The sequence below is a fragment of the Bacteroides sp. OM05-10AA genome (genome assembly GCF_003439055.1).
In the GTDB taxonomy this organism is placed as follows: Bacteria; Bacteroidota; Bacteroidia; order Bacteroidales; family Bacteroidaceae; genus Bacteroides; species Bacteroides intestinigallinarum.
In genome coordinates this window covers 14,559-36,241 of the sequence record NZ_QSUR01000031.1, presented here as the reverse complement: position 1 = coordinate 36,241, position 21,683 = coordinate 14,559, and the positions used below count along the sequence as shown (strand labels likewise).

General features: G+C 38.9%; 24 protein-coding genes. 19 read left to right on the top strand and 5 right to left on the bottom strand.

Going from position 1 to position 21,683, the window contains the following annotated elements; translation table 11 throughout:
- Window positions 1-65: 65 nt before the first annotated feature.
- The 3 genes from DXB58_RS20670 (at window position 66) to DXB58_RS20660 (ending at window position 3,349) form a co-directional block, all read left to right on the top strand.
- Window positions 66-1,091 carry a diacylglycerol kinase family protein gene (locus DXB58_RS20670; RefSeq protein WP_004303062.1) on the top strand — a complete coding sequence of 342 codons (1,026 nt, stop codon included), beginning with the start codon at window positions 66-68 and terminating at the stop codon, window positions 1,089-1,091.
- 108 nt (window positions 1,092-1,199) lie between these two features.
- Window positions 1,200-2,963 (top strand): aspartate--tRNA ligase, encoded by a 1,764-nt coding sequence (aspS, locus tag DXB58_RS20665; protein ID WP_122138119.1) that lies wholly within the window; start codon window positions 1,200-1,202, stop codon window positions 2,961-2,963.
- On the top strand, window positions 2,960-3,349 hold the full coding sequence (locus DXB58_RS20660) for a GtrA family protein (RefSeq protein WP_122138118.1): 390 nt from the start codon (window positions 2,960-2,962) through the stop codon (window positions 3,347-3,349). Before aspS ends, DXB58_RS20660 begins: the two co-directional genes overlap by 4 nt.
- A 121-nt stretch (window positions 3,350-3,470) precedes the next feature.
- Here DXB58_RS20660 and DXB58_RS20655 read toward each other — a convergent pair whose 3' ends face one another.
- The 3 genes from DXB58_RS20655 to DXB58_RS20645 form a co-directional block, all read right to left on the bottom strand.
- Window positions 3,471-4,355 carry a carbon-nitrogen hydrolase gene (locus tag DXB58_RS20655; protein WP_008647565.1) on the bottom strand — a complete coding sequence of 295 codons (885 nt, stop codon included), beginning with the start codon at window positions 4,353-4,355 and terminating at the stop codon, window positions 3,471-3,473.
- Window positions 4,356-4,422: 67 nt separating this feature from the next.
- Window positions 4,423-5,544 (bottom strand): agmatine deiminase family protein, encoded by a 1,122-nt coding sequence (locus tag DXB58_RS20650; protein WP_008998629.1) that lies wholly within the window; start codon window positions 5,542-5,544, stop codon window positions 4,423-4,425.
- An 83-nt stretch (window positions 5,545-5,627) separates the two neighbouring features.
- The gene (locus tag DXB58_RS20645) at window positions 5,628-6,170 is read right to left on the bottom strand and encodes a ferredoxin domain-containing protein (RefSeq protein WP_004303057.1); all 543 of its coding nucleotides are present in this window, start codon (window positions 6,168-6,170) and stop codon (window positions 5,628-5,630) included.
- Window positions 6,171-6,204: 34 nt separating this feature from the next.
- Between DXB58_RS20645 and DXB58_RS20640 the strand changes: the two genes are divergently transcribed.
- The 13 genes from DXB58_RS20640 (at window position 6,205) to DXB58_RS20580 (ending at window position 16,725) form a co-directional block, all read left to right on the top strand.
- Window positions 6,205-6,390, top strand: coding sequence for a hypothetical protein (locus DXB58_RS20640; RefSeq protein WP_008998627.1), 186 nt, complete (start codon window positions 6,205-6,207; stop codon window positions 6,388-6,390).
- A gap of 251 nt (window positions 6,391-6,641) precedes the next feature.
- A complete protein-coding gene (locus DXB58_RS20635; RefSeq protein ID WP_122138117.1) occupies window positions 6,642-7,130 on the top strand; it encodes an HU family DNA-binding protein in 489 nt (162 codons plus the stop codon).
- Window positions 7,131-7,792: 662 nt separating this feature from the next.
- A complete protein-coding gene (locus DXB58_RS20630; protein WP_122138116.1) occupies window positions 7,793-8,329 on the top strand; it encodes a hypothetical protein in 537 nt (178 codons plus the stop codon).
- A 32-nt stretch (window positions 8,330-8,361) separates the two neighbouring features.
- The gene (locus tag DXB58_RS20625; protein WP_122138115.1) at window positions 8,362-9,120 is read left to right on the top strand and encodes a hypothetical protein; all 759 of its coding nucleotides are present in this window, start codon (window positions 8,362-8,364) and stop codon (window positions 9,118-9,120) included.
- Between the two features lie 14 nt (window positions 9,121-9,134).
- Complete coding sequence (locus tag DXB58_RS20620) at window positions 9,135-9,746, top strand: hypothetical protein (RefSeq protein WP_147338743.1); 612 nt, start codon at window positions 9,135-9,137, stop codon at window positions 9,744-9,746.
- Between the two features lie 5 nt (window positions 9,747-9,751).
- A complete protein-coding gene (locus DXB58_RS20615; RefSeq protein ID WP_122138113.1) occupies window positions 9,752-10,168 on the top strand; it encodes a hypothetical protein in 417 nt (138 codons plus the stop codon).
- 29 nt (window positions 10,169-10,197) lie between these two features.
- Window positions 10,198-10,881, top strand: a complete 684-nt coding sequence (locus DXB58_RS20610; RefSeq protein WP_122138112.1) for a hypothetical protein — start codon at window positions 10,198-10,200, stop codon at window positions 10,879-10,881.
- Window positions 10,882-10,891: 10 nt separating this feature from the next.
- Complete coding sequence (locus DXB58_RS20605) at window positions 10,892-11,674, top strand: hypothetical protein (protein ID WP_122138111.1); 783 nt, start codon at window positions 10,892-10,894, stop codon at window positions 11,672-11,674.
- Between the two features lie 43 nt (window positions 11,675-11,717).
- Window positions 11,718-13,232, top strand: coding sequence for an exodeoxyribonuclease VII large subunit (locus DXB58_RS20600; RefSeq protein WP_122138110.1), 1,515 nt, complete (start codon window positions 11,718-11,720; stop codon window positions 13,230-13,232).
- 144 nt (window positions 13,233-13,376) lie between these two features.
- Window positions 13,377-14,933 carry an ATP-binding protein gene (locus DXB58_RS20595; RefSeq protein WP_122138109.1) on the top strand — a complete coding sequence of 519 codons (1,557 nt, stop codon included), beginning with the start codon at window positions 13,377-13,379 and terminating at the stop codon, window positions 14,931-14,933.
- A 36-nt stretch (window positions 14,934-14,969) separates the two neighbouring features.
- A complete protein-coding gene (locus DXB58_RS20590; protein WP_004308918.1) occupies window positions 14,970-15,590 on the top strand; it encodes an ATP-binding cassette domain-containing protein in 621 nt (206 codons plus the stop codon).
- A gap of 47 nt (window positions 15,591-15,637) precedes the next feature.
- On the top strand, window positions 15,638-16,432 hold the full coding sequence (locus DXB58_RS20585; RefSeq protein WP_004308919.1) for an ABC transporter permease: 795 nt from the start codon (window positions 15,638-15,640) through the stop codon (window positions 16,430-16,432).
- Complete coding sequence (locus tag DXB58_RS20580; protein WP_004325917.1) at window positions 16,429-16,725, top strand: hypothetical protein; 297 nt, start codon at window positions 16,429-16,431, stop codon at window positions 16,723-16,725. Before DXB58_RS20585 ends, DXB58_RS20580 begins: the two co-directional genes overlap by 4 nt.
- Before the next feature lie 19 nt (window positions 16,726-16,744).
- Here DXB58_RS20580 and DXB58_RS20575 read toward each other — a convergent pair whose 3' ends face one another.
- Together DXB58_RS20575 and DXB58_RS20570 are read right to left on the bottom strand one after the other, a co-directional pair.
- The gene (locus DXB58_RS20575; RefSeq protein ID WP_122138108.1) at window positions 16,745-17,158 is read right to left on the bottom strand and encodes a DUF4891 domain-containing protein; all 414 of its coding nucleotides are present in this window, start codon (window positions 17,156-17,158) and stop codon (window positions 16,745-16,747) included.
- A gap of 232 nt (window positions 17,159-17,390) precedes the next feature.
- The gene (locus DXB58_RS20570; protein WP_004303051.1) at window positions 17,391-17,894 is read right to left on the bottom strand and encodes an RNA polymerase sigma factor; all 504 of its coding nucleotides are present in this window, start codon (window positions 17,892-17,894) and stop codon (window positions 17,391-17,393) included.
- Between the two features lie 278 nt (window positions 17,895-18,172).
- Between DXB58_RS20570 and DXB58_RS20565 the strand changes: the two genes are divergently transcribed.
- From DXB58_RS20565 to DXB58_RS20555, 3 genes are all read left to right on the top strand, one after another.
- On the top strand, window positions 18,173-19,267 hold the full coding sequence (locus DXB58_RS20565) for a Nif3-like dinuclear metal center hexameric protein (protein WP_074558531.1): 1,095 nt from the start codon (window positions 18,173-18,175) through the stop codon (window positions 19,265-19,267).
- 5 nt (window positions 19,268-19,272) lie between these two features.
- A complete protein-coding gene (locus tag DXB58_RS20560) occupies window positions 19,273-20,103 on the top strand; it encodes a zinc ribbon domain-containing protein (RefSeq protein WP_004295942.1) in 831 nt (276 codons plus the stop codon).
- Between the two features lie 161 nt (window positions 20,104-20,264).
- Window positions 20,265-21,662 (top strand): efflux transporter outer membrane subunit, encoded by a 1,398-nt coding sequence (locus tag DXB58_RS20555; protein ID WP_004295943.1) that lies wholly within the window; start codon window positions 20,265-20,267, stop codon window positions 21,660-21,662.
- Window positions 21,663-21,683: the final 21 nt, after the last annotated feature.

The following is a 21,683-nucleotide window of genomic DNA, read 5'->3' as shown; positions in this document are numbered from 1 at the left end:
CCTCTAATAGATTAAAATTTAAGATATTTATATTACTTTTGTCGTCTACAATCGACAAGAATAGCATGAACGAAAGAATGAAAAAAATAAAATTCGTCGTCAATCCTATTTCGGGAACACAAAGTAAAGAATTGATTCTTAACTTGCTGGACGAAAAAATAGACAAGGCGAGATACTCTTGGGAAGTAGTGAATACGGAGAGAGCCGGTCATGCAGTAGAAATAGCTGCTAAAGCTGCCGAAGAGAAGACTGATATAGTAGTGGCTATCGGTGGGGACGGGACAATCAATGAAATAGCTCGTTCGTTGGTGCATACTGATACCGCACTGGGAATTATTCCCTGCGGATCGGGTAATGGACTGGCGAGGCATCTGCATATACCGATGGAACCGAAGAGAGCGCTGGAAGTGCTGAACGAAGGCTGCATGGACGTAATAGATTATGGTAAGATTAACGGGACGGATTTTTTCTGCACTTGCGGAGTGGGATTCGATGCTTTTGTTAGTCTGAAGTTTGCGCATGCCGGTAAACGCGGGGTGTTGACTTATCTGGAAAAAACCCTGCAAGAGAGTCTTAAATATGAACCGGAAACGTATGAACTGGAAACGGAAAACGGAGTTTCCAAGTATAAGGCTTTCCTGATTGCCTGCGGAAACGCGTCGCAATATGGAAACAATGCTTATATCGCCCCGCAAGCTACGCTGACGGATGGCTTGCTGGATGTAACCATTCTCGAACCGTTCACCGTATTGGATGTCCCTTCATTGGCTTTCCAGTTATTCAATAAGACAATCGATCAGAATAGCCGTATCAAGACTTTCCGTTGCAAGCAGTTGTGCATCCGTCGCACTACTCCGGGAGTAGTGCACTTTGACGGCGACCCCATGGAAACGGACGCCAATGTGAACATTGAGTTGATTCAAAGGGGATTGCGCGTAGTGGTGCCGCAAGCGTCGGAAAAGGATGCTGCCAATGTGCTCCAAAGAGCGCAGGAATATATGAATGGCATCAAATTGATGAATGAAGCCATCGTCGACAATATAACAGACAGAAACAAGAAAATATTGAAAAAGCTGACAAAGAAAGTCTGATAAAATAACGGATTACTGACAACGAATTACAAATTATTGCGTACTTTTGCGCAGTTTTGGTTCAATCAAAATAGAAACGCGAGTGATAATCGTTTAAATAAAAAATATATGTTCAGAACGCACACATGTGGAGAACTAAGAATCTCTGATGTAAACAAGCAAGTTACGCTGTCTGGATGGGTACAGCGCAGCCGTAAAATGGGAGGAATGACTTTTATCGACCTCCGCGACCGTTACGGAATTACCCAGTTGGTCTTTAACGAAGAAATTAATGCTGAACTCTGTGAACGTGCTAATAAACTGGGACGTGAGTTCGTCATTCAAGTGACAGGAACGGTTAATGAACGTTTCAGCAAGAATGCAAACATTCCTACCGGAGACATTGAAATCATCGTTTCCGAACTGAACGTACTAAATACGGCTATGACTCCTCCGTTCACCATTGAGGATAATACGGATGGTGGTGATGATATCCGCATGAAATATCGTTACCTGGATTTGCGTCGTAACGCTGTCCGCTCTAATCTGGAACTGCGTCACAGAATGACGATTGAAGTTCGCAAATATCTGGATAGCTTGGGCTTCATCGAAGTGGAAACGCCCGTTTTGATCGGTTCTACTCCTGAAGGTGCACGCGACTTCGTAGTGCCGTCACGTATGAATCCGGGACAGTTCTACGCACTTCCGCAATCTCCGCAGACATTGAAGCAGTTGTTGATGGTTTCCGGTTTCGACCGTTACTTCCAGATTGCAAAATGTTTCCGCGATGAGGACTTGCGTGCCGATCGTCAGCCGGAATTTACGCAGATTGACTGCGAAATGAGCTTCGTTGAGCAGGAAGATATTATCACTACTTTCGAAGGAATGGCTAAACATTTGTTCAAAACACTGCGTGGCGTGGAACTGGCTGAACCGTTCCAGCGTATGTCTTGGGCGGATGCCATGAAATATTATGGTAGTGACAAACCGGACTTGCGTTTCGGCATGAAATTCGTGGAACTGATGGATATCATGAAAGGTCATGGATTCTCTGTGTTCGATAATGCTGCTTATGTGGGTGGTATCTGTGCCGAAGGTGCTGCAACTTATACTCGTAAACAACTGGATGCACTGACGGACTTCGTAAAGAAACCGCAGATTGGTGCAAAAGGTATGGTGTATGCCCGTGTAGAAGCGGACGGAACTGTAAAATCGAGCGTGGATAAATTCTATACGCAGGAAGTGCTGCAGCAAATGAAAGAGGCATTCGGTGCTAAACCGGGTGACTTGATTCTGATCTTGTCCGGCGACGATGTGATGAAAACACGTAAACAACTTTGTGAGCTTCGTCTGGAAATGGGCGCTCAACTGGGATTGCGTGATAAGAATAAGTTTGTTTGCCTTTGGGTGATCGACTTCCCGATGTTCGAATGGAGCGAGGAGGAAGGTCGTCTGATGGCTATGCATCATCCGTTTACTCATCCGAAGGAGGAAGATATTCCAATGTTGGATACTGCTCCGGCAGTTGTACGTGCAGATGCTTATGATATGGTAGTGAACGGTGTGGAAGTTGGTGGCGGATCTATCCGTATCCACGATGCGAAATTACAGGCAAAGATGTTCGAGATTCTTGGATTCACTCCGGAAAAGGCACAGGCGCAGTTTGGCTTCCTGATGAATGCCTTTAAGTATGGTGCACCTCCTCACGGTGGTTTGGCATACGGACTTGACCGTTGGGTATCTTTGTTCGCTGGTTTGGATTCTATCCGCGACTGTATTGCGTTCCCGAAAAACAATTCCGGACGTGATGTGATGCTGGATGCACCGTCTGCAATCGACCAGACTCAACTTGATGAACTGAATTTGATCGTTGATCTGAAAGAGGGCGAGTGAAAGAATCTGTACGCATATTCCGTTTTATAGTCATCGGTACAATGAACGCCTTAATTATGGCGTTGGTTGTATGGTTAATGATGAAAGAAATGTCATTCGACGGTGACTATATAGTGGCTAATATAACAGCGTATCTGATAGCTCAAATCCATAACTTTATCTGGTGCAAATACTGGATATTCCCCGTAGAAAATAAAAAGAATAGTATCTGGAAACAGATACTGCTCTTTTGTTCTGCTTTTGCCGTGGCTTACACTGCACAGTTCTTATTTCTTGTCTTATTGGTAGAAGGATTGGACGTGAATGAATATCTGGCTCAATTCCTGGGATTGTTTATTTATGGAGGGGCTAATTTCCTAGCCAACAAAAAAATAACGTTTCAATGAGATAGTTATTTATGATGATATATTGAAAGGGCACAGAGTTCTAAATTTAGGTTTGAACTCTGTGCCCTTCTTTTTTCTTTATTAGATAAACCTCCAGCAATGAAGGTATGTGGGTAAGCCTTTAATCCAGAAAGCGTTTGGTAAGTCCATCATATTCGTCAATCCGACGATCACGAAGGAAAGGCCACCAACGGCGAACGTTTTCCGAACGTTCCATATCTATTTCCACTACTATGTTCTCCGGGTGATCGTTTCCGGCTTGTGCCAGAAATTCCCCTTGTGGTCCTGCTACAAAACTGTTTCCCCAGAATAAGATACCATTTGTCTGTCCGGAAGGATCGGGTTCGTGTCCTACACGGTTGACGGAGATAACAGGAAGTCCATTGGCAACGGCATGAGCGCGCTGTGAAATAATCCAGGCATTGAGTTGACGGGCTTTTTCATCGTCCGTGTCGCTGCTTTCCCAGCCAATGGCGGTAGGATAAATCAAAAGTTCCGCACCTTTTAGTGCCATCAGGCGGGCAGCTTCCGGATACCATTGATCCCAGCATACTAATACGCCCAGTTTTCCTAAAGATGTTTGAATCGGTTCAAAACCAATGTCTCCCGGAGTGAAATAGAACTTTTCGTAGTAAGCCGGATCATCGGGAATATGCATTTTCCGGTATTTTCCTGCAATGCTTCCGTCGCGGTCGAATACGACAGCGGTGTTATGATAAAGTCCGGGAGCACGTTTCTCAAAAAGAGAGGTGACAAGGACTACTTTATTAGCTGCTGCCAACTCGGAATAAAAGCCTGTGGAAGGCCCGGGAATTGGTTCGGCAAGATCAAACAGGTTAGTGTTTTCTGTCTGGCAGAAATAAAGTGAATTGTGCAACTCCTGGAGCACAATCAGTTGTGCGCCGTGAGCGGCACAAGCCTCGATACTCTTTGCGAGGTTCATCAGATTGGCTTTTATATCTGCGGTATTGGATTGTTGGATGATTCCGACTTTTATCTTTCTCATGATGAATAATTAGTGGGTTGATTCATTCATTATTTTATAATTCCTTTATAGCTCCTTTGTAATTCTTTTATGACTCCTTTATAACACCTAGCGGATATTGCATGGTGACACAGTGTAGGGAACCGTGCTGTTTAATCAGGGCACGGCAGTCTATTCCAATTATTTGATGGCTTGGAAAGGCTTGCTGCAATACTTCTCCTGCTTTTTTGTCATTCGCTGGCTGATTGTATGTCGGGTAGAGAATAACGTCGTTCATAATCAGGAAATTGGCGTAAGTTGCAGGCAGGCGTTCGCCGTCTTCTTCTATCTTGTCTGCCATGGGTAAGGCCAATAGGCGATAGGGTTCTCCTGCTAAGGTGCGGAATGTTTTCAGCTGTTCTTCCATTGCGAGCAGTGCTTCGTAATGTTCGTCTTCTTTGTTTTCGCATTTCACGTAAGCGATGGTGTCGGTAGAACAGAAGCGTGCCAAAGTGTCGATATGGCTGTCGGTATCATCACCGGCCAGATAGCCGTGATCTAACCAAAGCACCTTTTGCAGGTGGAAGGTTGATTTCAGGTATTCTTCTATCTCTACCTGGTTCAGTCGTCCGTTTCGTTGGGGAGAAAGCAGACATTCGGAAGTGGTGAGTAATGTACCCATTCCGTCGCTTTCGATAGAACCTCCTTCGAGTACGAAGTCGAGGTGGTCTATATACTGGCCTTTCAAGGCTCCGGCTTCTACGGCATGTTTAGTAATTTGATTATCCAGTTCGGAAGCAAATTTCAGTCCCCAGCCGTTGAAGGTGAAGTCGAGCAGGGAAGGGGTGCCGGTATCTATCATTGTTATGGCTCCGTGGTCGCGGGCCCATGTGTCATTGGTGGCACATTCCAGAAAGCGGACGTTATTCATATTGACAGTAGCAGCTATCTGCTTTTTCACTTCTTCCGGTTCGGGAGTGACGATCAATAATAATTCACGCTTCGCTATTTCTCTGGCAATATTGATAAAACACTCTTGCACTTCCGCCAGCATGTAGGCCCAATCTGTACCGGCATGTGGCCATGTTAACTGTATACCGCTCTGCATGTGCCATTCGGCAGGCAAATGAGGTGCTCTCATTTCTACCTGTACGGTCATGTTTTTGCCGAAGTTCAACTGCAAATCTTTCTCCGAGCCGCTTGGGCTGGGGAGTCCAACCATGATTCCCATTAGACTATATATATTTAGTTATTTATAAAATCAGTTTATTGTCTGCATCTAAAGTCAGTTTGTTTTCTGCATCGATGTGACTGTTATGCATTGTTTTCCTGCTTCGGTTTCCGGTCAAAGAACGGATTCTTGGAGGATGCGCTTACGGGGATTGCCATTACCATCTTGCAGTCTTTCAGCCAGTTCAGGCGTTGCGCTGCCAATCCGGCGGAGAACATGACGCGTGTGTCTACGCGTAAATCGGCTGCCGTGGCGCACGCGGAACCTATTGCGATACCTACATCTATGCTGTTCAATGCGCAGGGAACTCCATCAGTACGTCCGGCACAGGTGGCAAATCCGCAATGGCCGCAGTTCAAGCCCTGTGTCTGCTCGCGTGTTCCTATCAGTACAACACATTCGGCACTTAGGATGTTGTCGGCATCACGAAGGAAGAATTTCATTCCGTGTTCTTCTACCATAGCTATCATAGTGTCCGATAATTGTTTAATCTCTTCATCAGTGATTAGGGCCACTTCAATAATATCGATTCCTTTTCCTTTCGGAGCAGTGCGTGCAGCCGTCATCATCTGACGTGCTACCTGCAATATATGCTCGTGACGAGCGTCTCTTTCGTTCAGTATCATAACTTTCTTGAATTAATTAGTAAGGCAAAGATAAATGAAAATTGGCAAAATTACACTAGATGATGAAATAAATAGGAGTATTGGCGATGTTATTAGTGATGGACTTAGTGGTGTTGTTATTGATGAACTTGGTACAGTTATTATTAGTGGTGAATTTGGGACTGTTGTTAGTCGTGAATCTGTTTCTGCTATAATACGAATTAAAGGACTTGTTGTATAGATAGATGTAAGTACTGATGTTGATAATAATGATGGAGTTAATAGTGGTGTTGTTGATAGAATTTAGAATTCTGCCGTATTTTCTTATTTTTGTAATTGTTTATGCTTAAAATAAGTTGTAATGTACTGGTATATAGCGTGTTAAAATAAATATTGCACTATCATTTTGAATTGACATATATAGTGCTATTTTTGTCAAGAAGTCAATTGAGTGGCTTTTTGATATAACTATTAATTTAAATATTTATTATTATGGCTATACGCTATAGAAAGAAAAAAATCGTGCTGAACTTTGATAAGGAGAACAAGCAAGAGAAGTACGTTGCTGCTAATGTTCTTATTGGTAGTATTAGTTATGAAAAACTATGTAATGAAGTAAACCAGAGAACTGGTATACATCGTGCCATGGTAGATGTCATACTAAAAGGTGCAGAAGATACCATGATTACTTTCTTGGAAGAAGGTTTCTCTGTGAGGTTTGGTGAGTTCGGTTCATTTCGCCCTGCTATTAATGCTGCGAGCAAGGATAAAGAGGAGGATGTAAATGCTGCTACTATTATTCGAAGAAAGATTGTATTTACTCCTGGAACTAAATTCAAAACAATGCTTGGTAATGCAAGCATTGAATTGTTCTCAGATAGAGAAGTAAGTGCAAGTGCTGGTGACGAAGATGAAACCGGAGGCGAAAAACCAGATGGAGGTGGAGGTTCTGGTGGCGAAGCACCCGATCCGGCAGCGTAGTTTTTATTCTAATCTTTATGAAACAGGGAAAGTCAATAAACTTTCCCTGTTTTTTTTGCAATTTTGCATAGAATATGCAAAATTGCCGTTGGCTGACGAACAATTTTCCATTAGGCAATGACGATTTCGCCGTTGCCTAATGGGAAATTATTTTATAATCAATGGGTGTTGAAGATAATTGCCTACATAAATATTTTATAAACCATCATTGTTTTTTAGATGTGGCAAAAATATAATTAATAACTAGATTGGTTTATACTTTTTTCATTATATTTGCATCGTTTTCCACGCCGATGCCTTTTCATAAGGTGGATGGGGTGGGGGAATTATTATATTAAAGAAAGACGTTTACTTGACGTTTTGTCTTTGGCTTATCAAAACTTCGAACACTTTGAGCAGCAGTCAAAAACAAAGCAACAGTAGGTGTCTACGGGATATGTTTATATCTATTTAATGTACCTTTTGTATAAAAGGTATGTTAGTTTATACATATCGGCGTGGGCTTCTGCGTTGCTCGTTCAGACTACTGCGGGCAGTTCGAAGGCCTTGATAAGCGGGACGAGTAACAGGTACAGATTCCCGCGCTTTTTCTTTTTATAATAAATACTTTTCTAAAAATGAATCGTTCGATTCGGGAATCTGCGGGCAAAAAACTTATAATTATGAAATTGAGTTTTTTATTGCTAATCAGTTTTTGTTTTTATTTAAACAGTAACGCACAAACGTCTTTATCAGAACCAGATTTTATAGGTGAGGTCATGGCTATTTCTGCAGATGGAGAGGGAGTTACATTGGAGAAAGTAAGCGCTCAAGTTAAAGTGAAGGACCAGCTAATGGGGTTTGAGAAGAAAATTTATGTTCAAGGAAAAAAATCGCCAATAAGATTAGCTAAAGGAAAAATTCAATTAATAGTTCGTGCTGTAGATAATAATACTGATCCGATGTCTATTGTTCGAGTATTTAAGTTTTCTGTTGAAAAGACAAGAAAAGCTACTGTGGCAAAACAGAATGAAATAACGGGAAATGTATCCGAAAATCATTTTAAATATGTTCCTTTCTCTGGCAAAAAGTATGGAATAAGTTCATACTTACTTACGATTAGTAATATAGAAGAAGGGGAATATGGTATAACCATAAATAATCCTAATACGGTTGACGAAAAGATGTTGATTGTTTCTTGCTTTGGAGTAGATAAATAATAAACAGGTCACTTTCTGATAAATAAAGAAATATGGAAGAAGCTATCAATGATTATGAACTGTTAGGGTTAGTACAATCTATTTACCATGTCGCTAGTAATGGTAAGTTTATCCCGTCATTAGTGAAAATGCATATACCGACTACTTGTTTGACTCTTCATCCCCTTGTAAATATGGCAATGATTGATTGTTGTATTAATACAGGGCACAACGAGGACATTATTGAATTTGTAGAAAAAGGTTGTCAGTCAGAGTATTCAATAACCACATCTAAATATTTTGAAAATATTTATGTTGAAGCTGTAGCTCAATGTTTAGGTAAACCTTTTTGTTATTGTTCCCCAATAATGAATATCTCTGCAAATAAGCTTAGTGCAATAGCTTATACTTTATTATCTAAATCAATAATATTGAGTGGTAAATTAGACTCGCCAGATTCATTCCGCACTCGATCCATTTTAATAAATAAAGCTCAGGAATTAAGGTATAATATGAATAATTCTTTTCTTCATGGATTCTCTGATTTAGATTGCTTATGTATGAGAGTTGCTGATAAAGCATTAGCTCAGCAAGCTTATAAAAAGGCAGGAGATATGCAAGAAGCAAATCAGTTACTTCAAGATGGTAAGTATTTAATATCATTATCACCATTAATGGCTATGGAAGCTATAGAAAGAGGATTAGCTTTGCATAAGAAACTATCAAATAGATTATTACAAGAATATCAAAATGGTACATTGTATATGGAAAATATAGATTTATATAATGTGTTTCCTTATGCTAGTATATGATTAACTATAATATTATGATGCCTAGAAATTTATTAGAAATATTTCACGAGAATAAAGAGCTTAAGTCTGGTACGTTAGTTGGATCAACATTGATAGGAAAATTTGAAATTTATGGTTTTATTCCTTACAACGATATCGATAATGCCGATATAGATTCAAATTCTTATTTCCCATTGAGTATGATTTCTGCTATAATTGCTGCAGATCGTATAGCTTTCCCTATTGTGAAAAACCAATTTGAATCTGCTGAAAAGCATATAATAGTCCCTATTTATAGAAAAATTAGATATAGTTCTGATGTACATAAATTATTATTAAAGAAAACATATGTTTATTCTTTACTTAACAATGACAATTATAAAAGATTAAGGAATGATAGAAATCCTGTTCTAAGTCAATTAAAAGCATCTTGTTCTCAAGTATCAGTAGACAAAGATATGAATCAGGTTTATTATATAACAAGTCCTAATGAAATTTTAATGTATAAAAAAATGTCCTATTCAATAGACTGTGTATCTGCAGTAGCTCCCAGTTTTTTAGTTGTATGCCGTTTCATAAATTCAGTGACCGGAGGAATCTCGTATACTATATATCCCCCTGAAGATTTGTTTCCCTTATCTAAATAAAAAATATGGCATATTTTAAACACATAGACGATGAATTTGACTTTGGAAAATATAAAGGTCTGTCATTGAGTGACGTAATGGATATCAATTCTGAATATATTATTTGGTGTATGCTGAATATTTGTAATAATCAATATTGTGAGTTTATTATATCTGATGAAGCTATGAAAGAATTGAAAGCTATTTATACCTATTTTCCAGTAATTAAATGTATCGAGGATACAAGAGAGCAGCGTATGTTGTTTGATTATAGTTCTGATACTGATGAAAATGAAATGGGATATGATAATGAATCTTTAAAGGAATCCAGTACTTATGATCGATATGGTGGATCTTATGCTCAAGATGAATTGGGTTATAGTGACGATGAGATTGATACTATATTTGATGGTGATACAAATGCGTATTGGAATATTGATTAGTAAATTTATGTTATATATTTAAATGATTTATGGATAAAATTTCAGAAATAGCTATAGAAGCTGTTAGATATTATGAGAATCGTGATTTATATCACTGCATGGGAGTATTGGGGAATTTGTATAATGTAACAGCGCGTGCTGGTAGCATGGCATTGATTCAAGTGGAAGATAAATTTAAAGTTGGCAAAGCTTTTGCTTTATTTGCAATTATGGCTAACGTGCAAGATAAAGATTTGTTAAGTGTAGCAGCCGAAAATGCTTTCTTTTTCCTCTATGAGACTTGCAAAGAGAATGAGGGAGAAATCAAAGCTGTTTCTGCTTATTATATTTGGACAATTCTACAATATTCTCCCGAAACTTTACAAGATAAAATGATAGAGGTATATATTGAGAATTATTCGAGCCATGGTGTTCGTAATTTTAAACCTGGTTTTGGCTTTATGAATCCGTATAATGACAAATCGATTATTGATAATACAATACAATTCATTGCATTTATGAAATCATATTTTATAACTCTGTTCTATAATCCTAATAGTCAACAATTACAATTTAAAGAAAAAGGAATAGTAATGGATGAAGTTTTAGAAAAAGTAATATCAGAATATAAAATGTTACCTATTGAAAAACAAAGTATAGGAGTTACTTTTTCTCAACAATTATTCGATGAAATAGAAGATACTGTGCTTAAGGATTATTCATCTCAACATTAATAATAAAATCATGAATATATTTGATTATTTATTTGGAAATAAAGAAAGTGAGGACAAAATCGATAAAACTCAACTTCAAAGTGGACAGTCTGAAAAGCTGCTAGAATATTCAGACCCTGTAGAACAGTATGTTTTAGAAAGTGTTTCTGATTTAAAGAAGAAAGGAGGCTTAATAGAGACAAAAGTATTAGAAGCGGAAGCTATTTATTTAGCTGCATTTCTGTATATGAAAAATGATCATGAGATTGATTTTGATATTGACTATTTTTCTGAAGGCTTATTAGATAGTATACCCAGTAAAAACTATCAAGTAGCAGATAAAGTCTTTTTTTATATGAATCGACATTATCCATCCTTTTATGGAATAAGTGAGAAAGAGTATGGAATGCAAGGTTATAAAATGAATATTCAATTGGCTTCTAATTATAGCTCCTATATTAAAAAGTATTTTATTCATGTTCATAAGATAAATTCGGGAGAAGATTATCTTTTGTTTTCTTCTCCTAGAAATTGTTTATGGGAGGATGGTGTCAAATCGATTGATAGTCCAACTCAAAGAGATATTTATTATAAGATGAATGCAGATAAATTTGAATTAATGATTCCTCCCTTTAATCCTTTAGTACATGGAATAATCATTTCTAAAACAGACACTTCAATTAAGTGTCAGTCCAATGATGGTAAGCGTACTTTTATTTTTAAATACAAAGAAAAAATTGTCTCTGAGAATCTTTTAGAAATAGATATGTATCGTAATGATAAAGGAGATATGGTTTCATACCATAAAAAATAATAGAAGAATTTAAAGATAATAATTAGAATACTTTAGAATAGAGATGACCGAATTGTTGGAACATATCGATGTCTACAAACCATCCGAAATACTTGGTATGTTCCAAAGTTATTTGGCTAAGCAAAATACAAGTGCAAAGGTCATCTTTTTGAAAGGAGTGTATCTTAAAAGTGCGAAAAACAGTACTCAATGGGCATTTTGTTATGATGTTGTCAGAGATGAAGATACACAAGAAGAAATAACTGTCAAGATAACACCTAAGCAACGAGAAAATTTGAAAGATGGTAATCTTGTAGTGATTGGTGGTATCATTGGCAGGCAAATAAAGCAAAATGGTTTTATTCAGTTAGTTCTCGGTGTCACTCGTGTTGAAGTTGTTAAAGATCAAGTAATGACAGATACAGAGTTAAAAATGATGGAGCTTCGAAATTTAAAAAGTCTGAAGGGATTTAAAAATGTGGATTCTTTGCTTGAAAACAGATTATTTTCGGGTGAGAAACCAATGATAGCTTTACTGTTTGCTTCAACTTCTATTACAATGTCTGATTTTAATGCTGGGAAAAATGCAGCCTCTTCGCATATAGACTTTACAGAACATAGAGTGTCTTTCGGTAATGCAATCGAATTATCCACCTATTTGCAAAAATTGGACTTGGAACATTATGATGCAATTGCGCTTATTCGTGGTGGTGGAGGTGGTATTGAAAGCCTTGACGATTTATTGGTCCTTGAGACAATTGTGAATCTGCAAACATCTCTTATTTGCGCTGTTGGTCATGTAGATGAGAAGTTATTTATTAAGAATATCGCTGATAAAGTTGCATCAACTCCTAATGGATTGGGAAGTTATTTTAGTGAGATGGTTGAGAATGTCATTCAGAAGAAAAACAGGTCTAGAGCTATTCTTGTGGAACAGGTAAAAACACAGTTTAAGGAGCAAATAGAGACTGCAAATAAACAAAATAAAGATCTACAGGAGAAAATCACAGTATTGACAAAGAACAATGAAGTTAGTCAGAAAATGCATGCTGAACAAATTAGAAATACAGAAAAACAGAATAAAGATTTACAAGAAAAAATTACAGTACTGACGAAGAATAATGAAACTACTCAAAAAATGTATGCTGAACAAATTAAAATTGCAGAGAAACAAAATAAAAGTTTACAAGATCAATTGTCCATCCTAACTAAGAATGCAGAAAATAGCCAAAATAGTCACAAAAATCAGACTGATATTTTGCAGAAGCAGCTTATTTTGATGCAAAAGGAATTAAAAGATTTAAGAGATAGCAATGAAAATCAAACAAAAGATTTTAATGAGAATATATCTAAAATGCAGTTGACGAATTATGAATTACAAAAATCGTTGGATAAGCTAAATGCAGAAAATACTCAAGCAGCAAAAGATTTAACAGAAGCCAAAGTGTATGCAAAGTACTTAGAACAGCAGCTAGCAAGCAGTAAAAAGAAGCCTGGATATTTTGGATTATTAATCGCTATAGTTGTTATTATTGGACTTTTTTGTGGAATTATGTATTTATACTATTTTATTTGCTAATACAGTTTAAATTACATTCTCTAAAAAACAGTTGATTTGTCTGCTAACGTTTAAGTCTGATATGAAAAAACTTTCGTATCGGACTTTGTGTTATTGGGCGGAAAAGCTATCTTTGTATCTGTCAACTTATAAAGTTATGAGTATATGAGTAATAAAATTTATCCTATCGGCATACAGAACTTCGAGAAAATCCGCAAAGGAGGTTATTGCTATATAGATAAGACTGCTTGGATATATCAAATGGTGAAAACTGGCAGTTATTATTTTCTTAGTCGTCCACGTCGTTTTGGGAAAAGTTTGTTACTATCTACATTGGAAGCCTATTTTCAGGGGAAGAAAGAACTTTTCGAAGGATTGGCAATAGAGAAACTGGAAAAAGATTGGATCAAATATCCCATTCTGCATTTAGATCTGAATGCAGAGAAATATACGACTCCTGAAGCACTCGACCAGGTTTTAGAGAGTGCTTTACGGGGGTGGGAAGCTCTCTATGGTGCACAGGATTATGAGAAAACATTCGCTTCCCGCTTTCAAGGTATTATTCAGCGTGCTTGTGAGAAAGAGGGCCAGAGTGTCGTTATTCTTGTGGATGAATACGATAAGCCTATGTTACAGGCGATTGGTAATGATGAACTCCAGAAGAGTTTTCGTGATACATTGAAGGCTTTCTATGGAGCTTTAAAAAGCAAGGATGGCTGCATTAAATTTGGTATGCTTACGGGAGTTACAAAATTCGGAAAGGTAAGTGTATTCAGCGATCTGAATAATCTGGAGGATATTTCTATGCGTCAGCAGTATATAGAAATCTGCGGAATCAGTGATCGTGAGTTGCATGAGAACTTTGAAACTGAATTGCATGAATTTGCCGATGCGCAAGGTTTGACGTATGATGAAATTTGCACAGAAATGCGTGAAAGATATGATGGTTATCATTTCACTCATGATTCTATAGGTATGTATAATCCGTTCAGTGTACTTAATACTCTTAAATACAATGTGTTTGGCAACTACTGGTTTGAAACGGGCACACCTACTTATCTGGTCGAATTACTAAAAAAACATCATTACGATCTTCACCGGATGGCTCATGAAGAAACTAGTGCCGACGTACTGAATAGTATTGATTCAACTTCCGACAATCCTATCCCTGTGATTTATCAGAGCGGTTATCTTACCATAAAAGGCTACGATCGTGAATTTGAAACTTATCGCCTGGGATTTCCCAATCGTGAAGTGGAGGAAGGTTTTGTGAAATATCTCATGCCTTTTTATGCCAATATAAATGCCGTAGAATCATCTTTTGAGATTCAGAAGTTTGTCCGCGAAGTCCGTTCGGGAGATTATGATTCTTTTTTCCGTCGTCTTCAGAGTTTCTTTGCAGATACTCCTTATGAATTGGTTCGCGATTTGGAATTGCATTATCAGAATGTCCTCTTTATCGTGTTCAAATTAGTCGGTTTTTATGTAAAAGCGGAATATCACACGAGCCAGGGCCGTATCGATCTTGTTTTGCAGACTGATAAATTTATCTATGTCATGGAATTCAAGCTGGAGGGTACGGCTGAAGAAGCCTTGCAGCAGATCAATGAAAAGCATTATGCTAAACCTTTCGAAAGTGATGGGCGAACACTTTTTAAGATTGGAGTGAATTTTAGTGCTGAAACACGAAACATTGAGAAGTGGGTGGCGGAACTTCAATAAATATAATTTTGGCAGGATTTTCAAGAGAACAAATAGATGTTACATATTAATAATGCCTGTATTGCTTTTGGTACGGAAGTGCTTTTCTCCGGTTTCAGTATGAAGTTGGAAAGGGGAGAAACGGCTTGCATTGTCGGTCAATCCGGTTGTGGAAAGACTTCGTTGCTGAATGCGGTAATGGGGTTTGTGCCTTTGAAAGAAGGATCTATACAGGTAGGGGAAACATTGCTTGATATATCGACTATTGATAGTGTCCGCAGACAGATTGCATGGATTCCTCAAGAATTGGCGCTACCTTTTGAATGGGTCAAAGAGATGGTGGCTCTCCCGTTCGGATTGAAAGTGAATCGTTCTGTTCCTTTTTCGGAAGAAAGACTTTTCACTTGTTTCGATGAATTGGGGCTGGAACACGAATTATATACAAAGAGGGTGAATGAAGTATCGGGTGGTCAACGCCAACGTATTATGCTGGCTGTGGCTGCAATGCTCAACAAACCTCTCATTATCATAGATGAACCGACTTCTGCTTTGGATGCCGGATCGACCGGTAAAGTCCTGTCTTTTTTCCGGCGACAGGCGGAAAGGGGAACGGCTGTGTTAGCCGTATCACATGATAAGGACTTTGCTTCGGGCTGTCATTATTTAATAGAACTGTAATTAATTGAACTGTAACGCAAATCGGATAGAATTGTTAAGAATATATTGTGGGAACGATTGATATATCATATTATAATCTCTTTATAGGGCTGCTATTGCTTGCCATTCCGTTTTTTTACCTTTGGAAATTTAAAACGGGATTGCTGAAACCTGCCGTGATTGGTACATTACGGATGATTATCCAGCTGTTCTTTATCGGCATGTATCTGAAATATCTCTTTTTATGGAACAATCCCTGGATTAATTTTCTTTGGGTGATAATTATGGTATTCGTGGCCGGGCAGACCGCATTGGTACGTACCCAGTTGAAACGTAGTGTTTTATTAATCCCTATTACGGTAGGATTTCTTTGTAGTGTTGTATTGGTAGGCATCTATTTTATCGGTATTGTTCTCCAACTGGATAATATATTTAGCGCCCAATACTTTATTCCAATATTCGGAATTCTGATGGGTAATATGCTGTCGAGCAATGTAATAGCTTTGAATACTTATTATAGTGGATTGAAACGTGAACAGCAACTATATCGGTATTTATTGGGAAATGGGGCAACAAGGCAGGAAGCACAGGCTCCATTTATCCGGCAGGCCATCATTAAATCGTTTAGTCCCCTGATTGCAAACATTGCCGTGATGGGATTGGTGGCTCTTCCGGGCACGATGATCGGACAAATTCTGGGAGGAAGCAGCCCGAATGTCGCTATCAAGTATCAGATGATGATTATGGTGATTACTTTCACAGCATCTATGCTATCGCTAATGATTACTATTTCATTGGCTTCGCGTCGATCTTTTGATGCATACGGAAAACTGCTGGAGGTAACAAAAGAACCCAGGAAATGACTGTTATTGACCAGATATTCCATAAAGTAGCTGAAATAGCTATTCCACACTTCTTTATAACAGTGGAGTTTTCAGCATCCGGCACAGAAATGCCGGAACATATCGAGGCTTTCCTGCAGGAAAAATACGAAGTAATTCTTCGTGGAGCCAGTGGACGTAAATTTATCTATAAGGAAGGAGAGTGGCGGCTTATTTTCACTTTCTTCCCTACGGACAGAGTCGTAGACGAACGGTATGCACTGAAAAACAAGGTACAAATGATAAATAAGGTGCAAATGAAAAGCAAAAGCTAACCGGTTATTAGCGTGTTTATTATTTGCCTTTCAACATTCCCCATAAGCAGCGAAGCTGCACGAATTGTTCTCCGGGTTGCACATAACCGCCTTCAAACATCTTTTCCGTTACTTGAAATTTAGAGAGGTGATGGCGTATATACTTCTCTACATCAGGCGATTGTTTCTTGACGAATGACAGCAAATCAACCTTCCCGTCTTCGCGAATGAGCACCTTAGCTTTGATTGTGCGAAAACCGTACTCTTTGCAGTGTTTGGTTTCTACTTTATCAATCCAGAAGATAGCGGTAGCTTTGACCGTATCTGCCGCACAATCTTCGATATTGTCAATCTTTGCAGCCTCGGCTACGGACATTTCGATACTATCACTTTTCTTGGGCTGGCAAGAAATCATCATAACTAACAGGAACAGTAAAGTCAAATTTGTTTTCATCGTATTCATTATTTAGATGAAGTAAAAGTACAGAATTTCAATAAATAACGGAAGCTTTAGGCGAAAATTTATAATTAGTTTTTATTCCGGAACCGGTTTTTATCCGAATTTATCCGATGAAAACAGGCAAAAGGCAAAAAGAATATAAACTCTTTTTGCCTTTTGCCTATTGATAAAACTGAAAAATGAAATTAACTGTTTAATCTAAAATTTATATGGGTATAGTCATGGTTTAGCGGAAGTCTTTCAGTTCTTCCTGTAATTTCTGACGGGTAAAGAAGATCCGACTTTTTACGGTACCTAACGGAAGATTCAGTTTTTCTGCAATTTCACGGTATTTGAATCCGGAAACGTGCATGGCGAACGGAACCCTGTATTCTTTCGGAAGAGCATTGACTACACGGTGCATCTCTTTCAGGTCGTATGTTCTTTCAGTACTTTCAAACCCTGCATCTTGCGGCAAATTAAGATGATAAAGGTTATCGGTCTTGTCGACAAATGTCTGGTCGCGAACTACCTTACGATAATTATTGATAAAGATATTGCGCATGATGGTGTACATCCATCCTTTGAAATTTGTATCGGGTGTATATTTATCTTCATTATCTAATGCTTTCAATGAGGTTTCCTGCAGCAAATCGTTTGCTTCTTCGCGGTCTGTTGTCAGTTTGTATGCGAAACGTAGTAATTCTTCCTGAACTCCTACCAAATCTTTTCTGAAGCTTAAACTTTTCATATGTGTTGTTTTTAAAATGTGAGTATTCGTTGTAAAAATTTTGATGATGCAAGTTTAAGATATTTTGTCAACCTTGGTAGGGGAGAATCAGACGTAATTTAGGGGAATTTCTATCAACAGATAGTTTTTAGGTCCTTTTTGATAGTTTCTGGGTGGTATTTTATATCTTTTACGGGGATCTCAAAAAATGGATAACGATAAATTCTCTAAAAAACGATCACTTAGTATGTTAATTCCTATTTTATTTATTATCTTTGCAACCAAATTTTCTACCAATAATGAAAATTAAGGAAATAGTAAGCGCCCTTGAACGATTCGCGCCTCTGCCATTGCAAGACGGATTTGATAATGCCGGCCTGCAAATCGGATTGACAGAAGCGGAAGCAACAGGGGCTTTGTTGTGTCTTGACGTTACCGAAGCTGTGTTGGATGAAGCTATCGCGCTGGGGTACAATCTCGTTATATCGCACCATCCGCTCATTTTCAAGGGCTATAAATCTATCACGGGCAAAGATTACGTGGAACGCTGCATACTGAAAGCAATAAAGAATGATATTGTGATCTATTCAGCACATACTAATCTTGATAATGCACAAGGTGGAGTCAATTATAAGATAGCAGAGAAAATAGGGTTGAAGAATCTGAAAGTGCTCGAACCGAAAGAGAACAGTCTGATTAAGCTGGTGACTTTCGTGCCGGATGCACAAGCCGATAGTGTGCGTGAAGCATTGTTTGCAGCCGGATGCGGAAATATAGGTAACTATGATTCATGCAGTTACAATCTGAAAGGAGAGGGAACTTTCCGGGCAAAAGAGGGAACGCATCCTTTCTGTGGAACAATCGGTGAACTGCATCATGAAAATGAAGTAAGGATTGAAACCATTCTTCCTATATATAAGAAAGCGGAAGTTATAAAGGCTTTATTGTCTGTACATCCTTATGAGGAACCGGCATTCGACTTGTATCCGTTGCAGAATGACTGGTTGCAGGCAGGTTCGGGAATTGTAGGTGAATTGGATGAATCGGAAACGGAACTCGAGTTTCTGAAACGCATCAAGAAAATCTTTGAAGTGGGTTGTGTACGTCATAACAAACTGACGGGGAGAGAAATACAGAAGGTTGCCTTATGTGGTGGTGCCGGAGCTTTCCTGCTTCCACAGGCAATTCGGACGGGGGCGGATGTCTTTATTACGGGAGAAATCAAATATCATGATTATTTCGGCCATGAGGGTGATATTCTGATGGCAGAGATTGGTCATTACGAAAGCGAACAATATACAAAAGAAATTTTTTATTCCATAATCCGGGATTTATTTCCTAATTTTGCACTCCAATTGAGTAAAATAAATACGAATCCCATAAAATATTTATAAGTAAAATGGCTAGAGAAGCAAAAAAAGATCCGAATGAGTTGACGGTAGAACAGAAACTGAAGACACTGTTCCAACTGCAAACGATGTTGTCTAAGATTGATGAAATCAAGACATTGAGAGGTGAACTTCCGTTGGAAGTGCAAGACCTTGAAGATGAAATTGCTGGTTTGAGTACCCGTATCGACAAGATCAAAGCTGAAGTGGATGAACTGAAATCTGCTATTGCCGGCAAGAGAGTAGAAATCGAAACAGCAAAGGCTTCAGTAGAAAAATATAAGTCACAACAAGACAATGTTCGCAATAACCGTGAATATGACTTCTTGACGAAAGAAATCGAATTCCAGACATTGGAAATCGAACTTTGCGAAAAGAGAATTAAGGAATATTCTGCTGATAAAGAAGAAAAAGAGGCTGAAGTAACGAAGAACGATCAGATTCTTAACGAAAGACTGAAAGACCTTGAGCAGAAGAAGAGCGAACTGGACGAAATTATCTCTGAAACCAAACAGGAAGAAGAGAAATTGAGAGACAAAGCTAAAGATTTGGAAACTAAGATTGAACCGCGTCTGTTGCAGTCGTTCAAACGTATCCGTAAGAACTCTCGCAACGGATTGGGTATTGTATACGTACAGCGTGACGCTTGTGGTGGTTGCTTTAACAAGATTCCGCCCCAGAGACAACTGGATATCCGTTCTCGTAAGAAAGTAATCGTTTGCGAATATTGCGGACGTATTATGATTGACCCGGAATTGGCTGGCGTACAAATCGAACACAAGGTGGAAGAAGCTCCGGTAGCTACTACCAAAAGAGCTATCAGAAGAAAAACTGCTGAATAAGAAGAGTAGTGAAGTAAGTAAAGTTACTTTTTTGATATATAATAAGCCCTGCAGCAATGCGGGGCTTTTTTTGTTTTAGCAAGTGCTCGTATAAAAAAGAATCGATAAACAAACTTACCCTTTAGTTGTTATCTTTTCATTTCATAAAAACCTGAACTGATATGAATATACGAGTGTGGGGCACATCGCTCCTTATGTTTCTTTCAACTGTGACCGCGGTTGGACAGACCGCAAACCGTTATTTGAAAGCTCCGCTTCCTCAAGATTGGGAAGAGAGCGGGGAAGTGTTTCAACAGATACTTCCAGTGGATGACCATTGGTGGAAGTCATTCCAAGACACCAAACTGGACTCTTTGATAGCTCTGGCAGTAGATCGTAATTACTCCGTTGCCATGGCAATCAACCGTATAGCTGCCGCTCGTGCCAATCTTTGGATAGAACGCAGTAACTTCTTTCCTTCCATCGGATTGAATGCAGGATGGACCCGTCAGGAAACCAGTGGAAATACAAGTTCACTGCCCCAAACAACCGATCATTATTATGATGCTTCGCTAAGCATGAGCTGGGAGCTTGATATTTTCGGCAGTATCCGTAAACGGGTAAAAGCGCAGAAAGAGAATTTCGCCGCCAGCAAGGAAGAATACACAGGAGTCATGGTCTCATTAGCTGCAGAAGTAGCCTCGGCTTATATCAATCTAAGGGAGTTGCAACAAGAGCTTGAAGTGGTGAAGAAAAACAGTGCTTCGCAGGAAGAAGTCCTGAAAATCACGGAAGTACGCTATAACACCGGGCTGGTTGCCAAACTCGATGTGGCACAGGCCAAGTCTGTATTATATAGCACAAAAGCCTCCATTCCCCAGTTGGAAGCGGGTATCAATCAGTATATCACAACATTGGCTGTCTTATTGGGAATGTATCCCCAGGACATTCGTCCTGTTCTTGAATCCAGTGGCACATTGCCCGATTATATGGAACCTATAGGAGTGGGAATGCCTGTCGATTTATTACTGCGACGGCCTGATGTACGAAGTGCGGAATTGAGCGTAAATGCGCAGGCAGCATTGCTCGGAGCTTCGAAAGCGGATTGGTTGCCGAAAGTTTTCTTGAAAGGTTCATTTGGATATGCCGCCCGTGACCTGAAGGATCTCACCAAAAGTAAAAGTATGACTTATGAAATTGCTCCGTCATTGAACTGGACTATTTTCAATGGAGGACAGCTGGTGAATGCAACCCGGCTGGCAAAAGCGCAACTGGATGAAGCGATCAACCAGTTTAATCAGACGGTTTTAACTGCCGTACAGGAAACGGACAATGCTATGAATTCCTACCGGAATTCAATCAAACAGATTGTAGCCCTGCGGGAAGTACGCAATCAAGGAATTGAGACATTGAAACTTTCACTGGAACTTTATAAACAGGGACTTTCGCCTTTCCAAAACGTACTTGATGCGCAACGTTCTCTGTTATCTTATGAGAATCAGCTGGTACAGGCACAAGGTAGTTCGCTTTTGCAACTGATAGCCCTCTACAAGGCTTTAGGGGGTGGTTGGAGAGAATAAAAATCAATCTATAAAATATTA

Bases quoted from the DNA above. Each gene is read 5' to 3' on its own strand.
- DXB58_RS20670 (WP_004303062.1), top strand. From the start codon at position 66: ATGAACGAAAGAATGAAAAAAATAAAATTCGTCGTCAATCCTATTTCG.
- aspS (WP_122138119.1), top strand. From the start codon at position 1,200: ATGTTCAGAACGCACACATGTGGAGAACTAAGAATCTCTGATGTAAAC.
- DXB58_RS20655 (WP_008647565.1), bottom strand. From the start codon at position 4,355: ATGAGAAAGATAAAAGTCGGAATCATCCAACAATCCAATACCGCAGAT.
- DXB58_RS20650 (WP_008998629.1), bottom strand. From the start codon at position 5,544: ATGGGAATCATGGTTGGACTCCCCAGCCCAAGCGGCTCGGAGAAAGAT.
- DXB58_RS20645 (WP_004303057.1), bottom strand. From the start codon at position 6,170: ATGATACTGAACGAAAGAGACGCTCGTCACGAGCATATATTGCAGGTA.
- DXB58_RS20640 (WP_008998627.1), top strand. From the start codon at position 6,205: ATGAAAATTGGCAAAATTACACTAGATGATGAAATAAATAGGAGTATT.
- DXB58_RS20635 (WP_122138117.1), top strand. From the start codon at position 6,642: ATGGCTATACGCTATAGAAAGAAAAAAATCGTGCTGAACTTTGATAAG.
- DXB58_RS20630 (WP_122138116.1), top strand. From the start codon at position 7,793: ATGAAATTGAGTTTTTTATTGCTAATCAGTTTTTGTTTTTATTTAAAC.
- DXB58_RS20625 (WP_122138115.1), top strand. From the start codon at position 8,362: ATGGAAGAAGCTATCAATGATTATGAACTGTTAGGGTTAGTACAATCT.
- DXB58_RS20620 (WP_147338743.1), top strand. From the start codon at position 9,135: ATGATGCCTAGAAATTTATTAGAAATATTTCACGAGAATAAAGAGCTT.
- DXB58_RS20615 (WP_122138113.1), top strand. From the start codon at position 9,752: ATGGCATATTTTAAACACATAGACGATGAATTTGACTTTGGAAAATAT.
- DXB58_RS20610 (WP_122138112.1), top strand. From the start codon at position 10,198: ATGGATAAAATTTCAGAAATAGCTATAGAAGCTGTTAGATATTATGAG.
- DXB58_RS20605 (WP_122138111.1), top strand. From the start codon at position 10,892: ATGAATATATTTGATTATTTATTTGGAAATAAAGAAAGTGAGGACAAA.
- DXB58_RS20600 (WP_122138110.1), top strand. From the start codon at position 11,718: ATGACCGAATTGTTGGAACATATCGATGTCTACAAACCATCCGAAATA.
- DXB58_RS20595 (WP_122138109.1), top strand. From the start codon at position 13,377: ATGAGTAATAAAATTTATCCTATCGGCATACAGAACTTCGAGAAAATC.
- DXB58_RS20590 (WP_004308918.1), top strand. From the start codon at position 14,970: ATGTTACATATTAATAATGCCTGTATTGCTTTTGGTACGGAAGTGCTT.
- DXB58_RS20580 (WP_004325917.1), top strand. From the start codon at position 16,429: ATGACTGTTATTGACCAGATATTCCATAAAGTAGCTGAAATAGCTATT.
- DXB58_RS20575 (WP_122138108.1), bottom strand. From the start codon at position 17,158: ATGAAAACAAATTTGACTTTACTGTTCCTGTTAGTTATGATGATTTCT.
- DXB58_RS20570 (WP_004303051.1), bottom strand. From the start codon at position 17,894: ATGAAAAGTTTAAGCTTCAGAAAAGATTTGGTAGGAGTTCAGGAAGAA.
- DXB58_RS20565 (WP_074558531.1), top strand. From the start codon at position 18,173: ATGAAAATTAAGGAAATAGTAAGCGCCCTTGAACGATTCGCGCCTCTG.
- DXB58_RS20560 (WP_004295942.1), top strand. From the start codon at position 19,273: ATGGCTAGAGAAGCAAAAAAAGATCCGAATGAGTTGACGGTAGAACAG.
- DXB58_RS20555 (WP_004295943.1), top strand. From the start codon at position 20,265: ATGAATATACGAGTGTGGGGCACATCGCTCCTTATGTTTCTTTCAACT.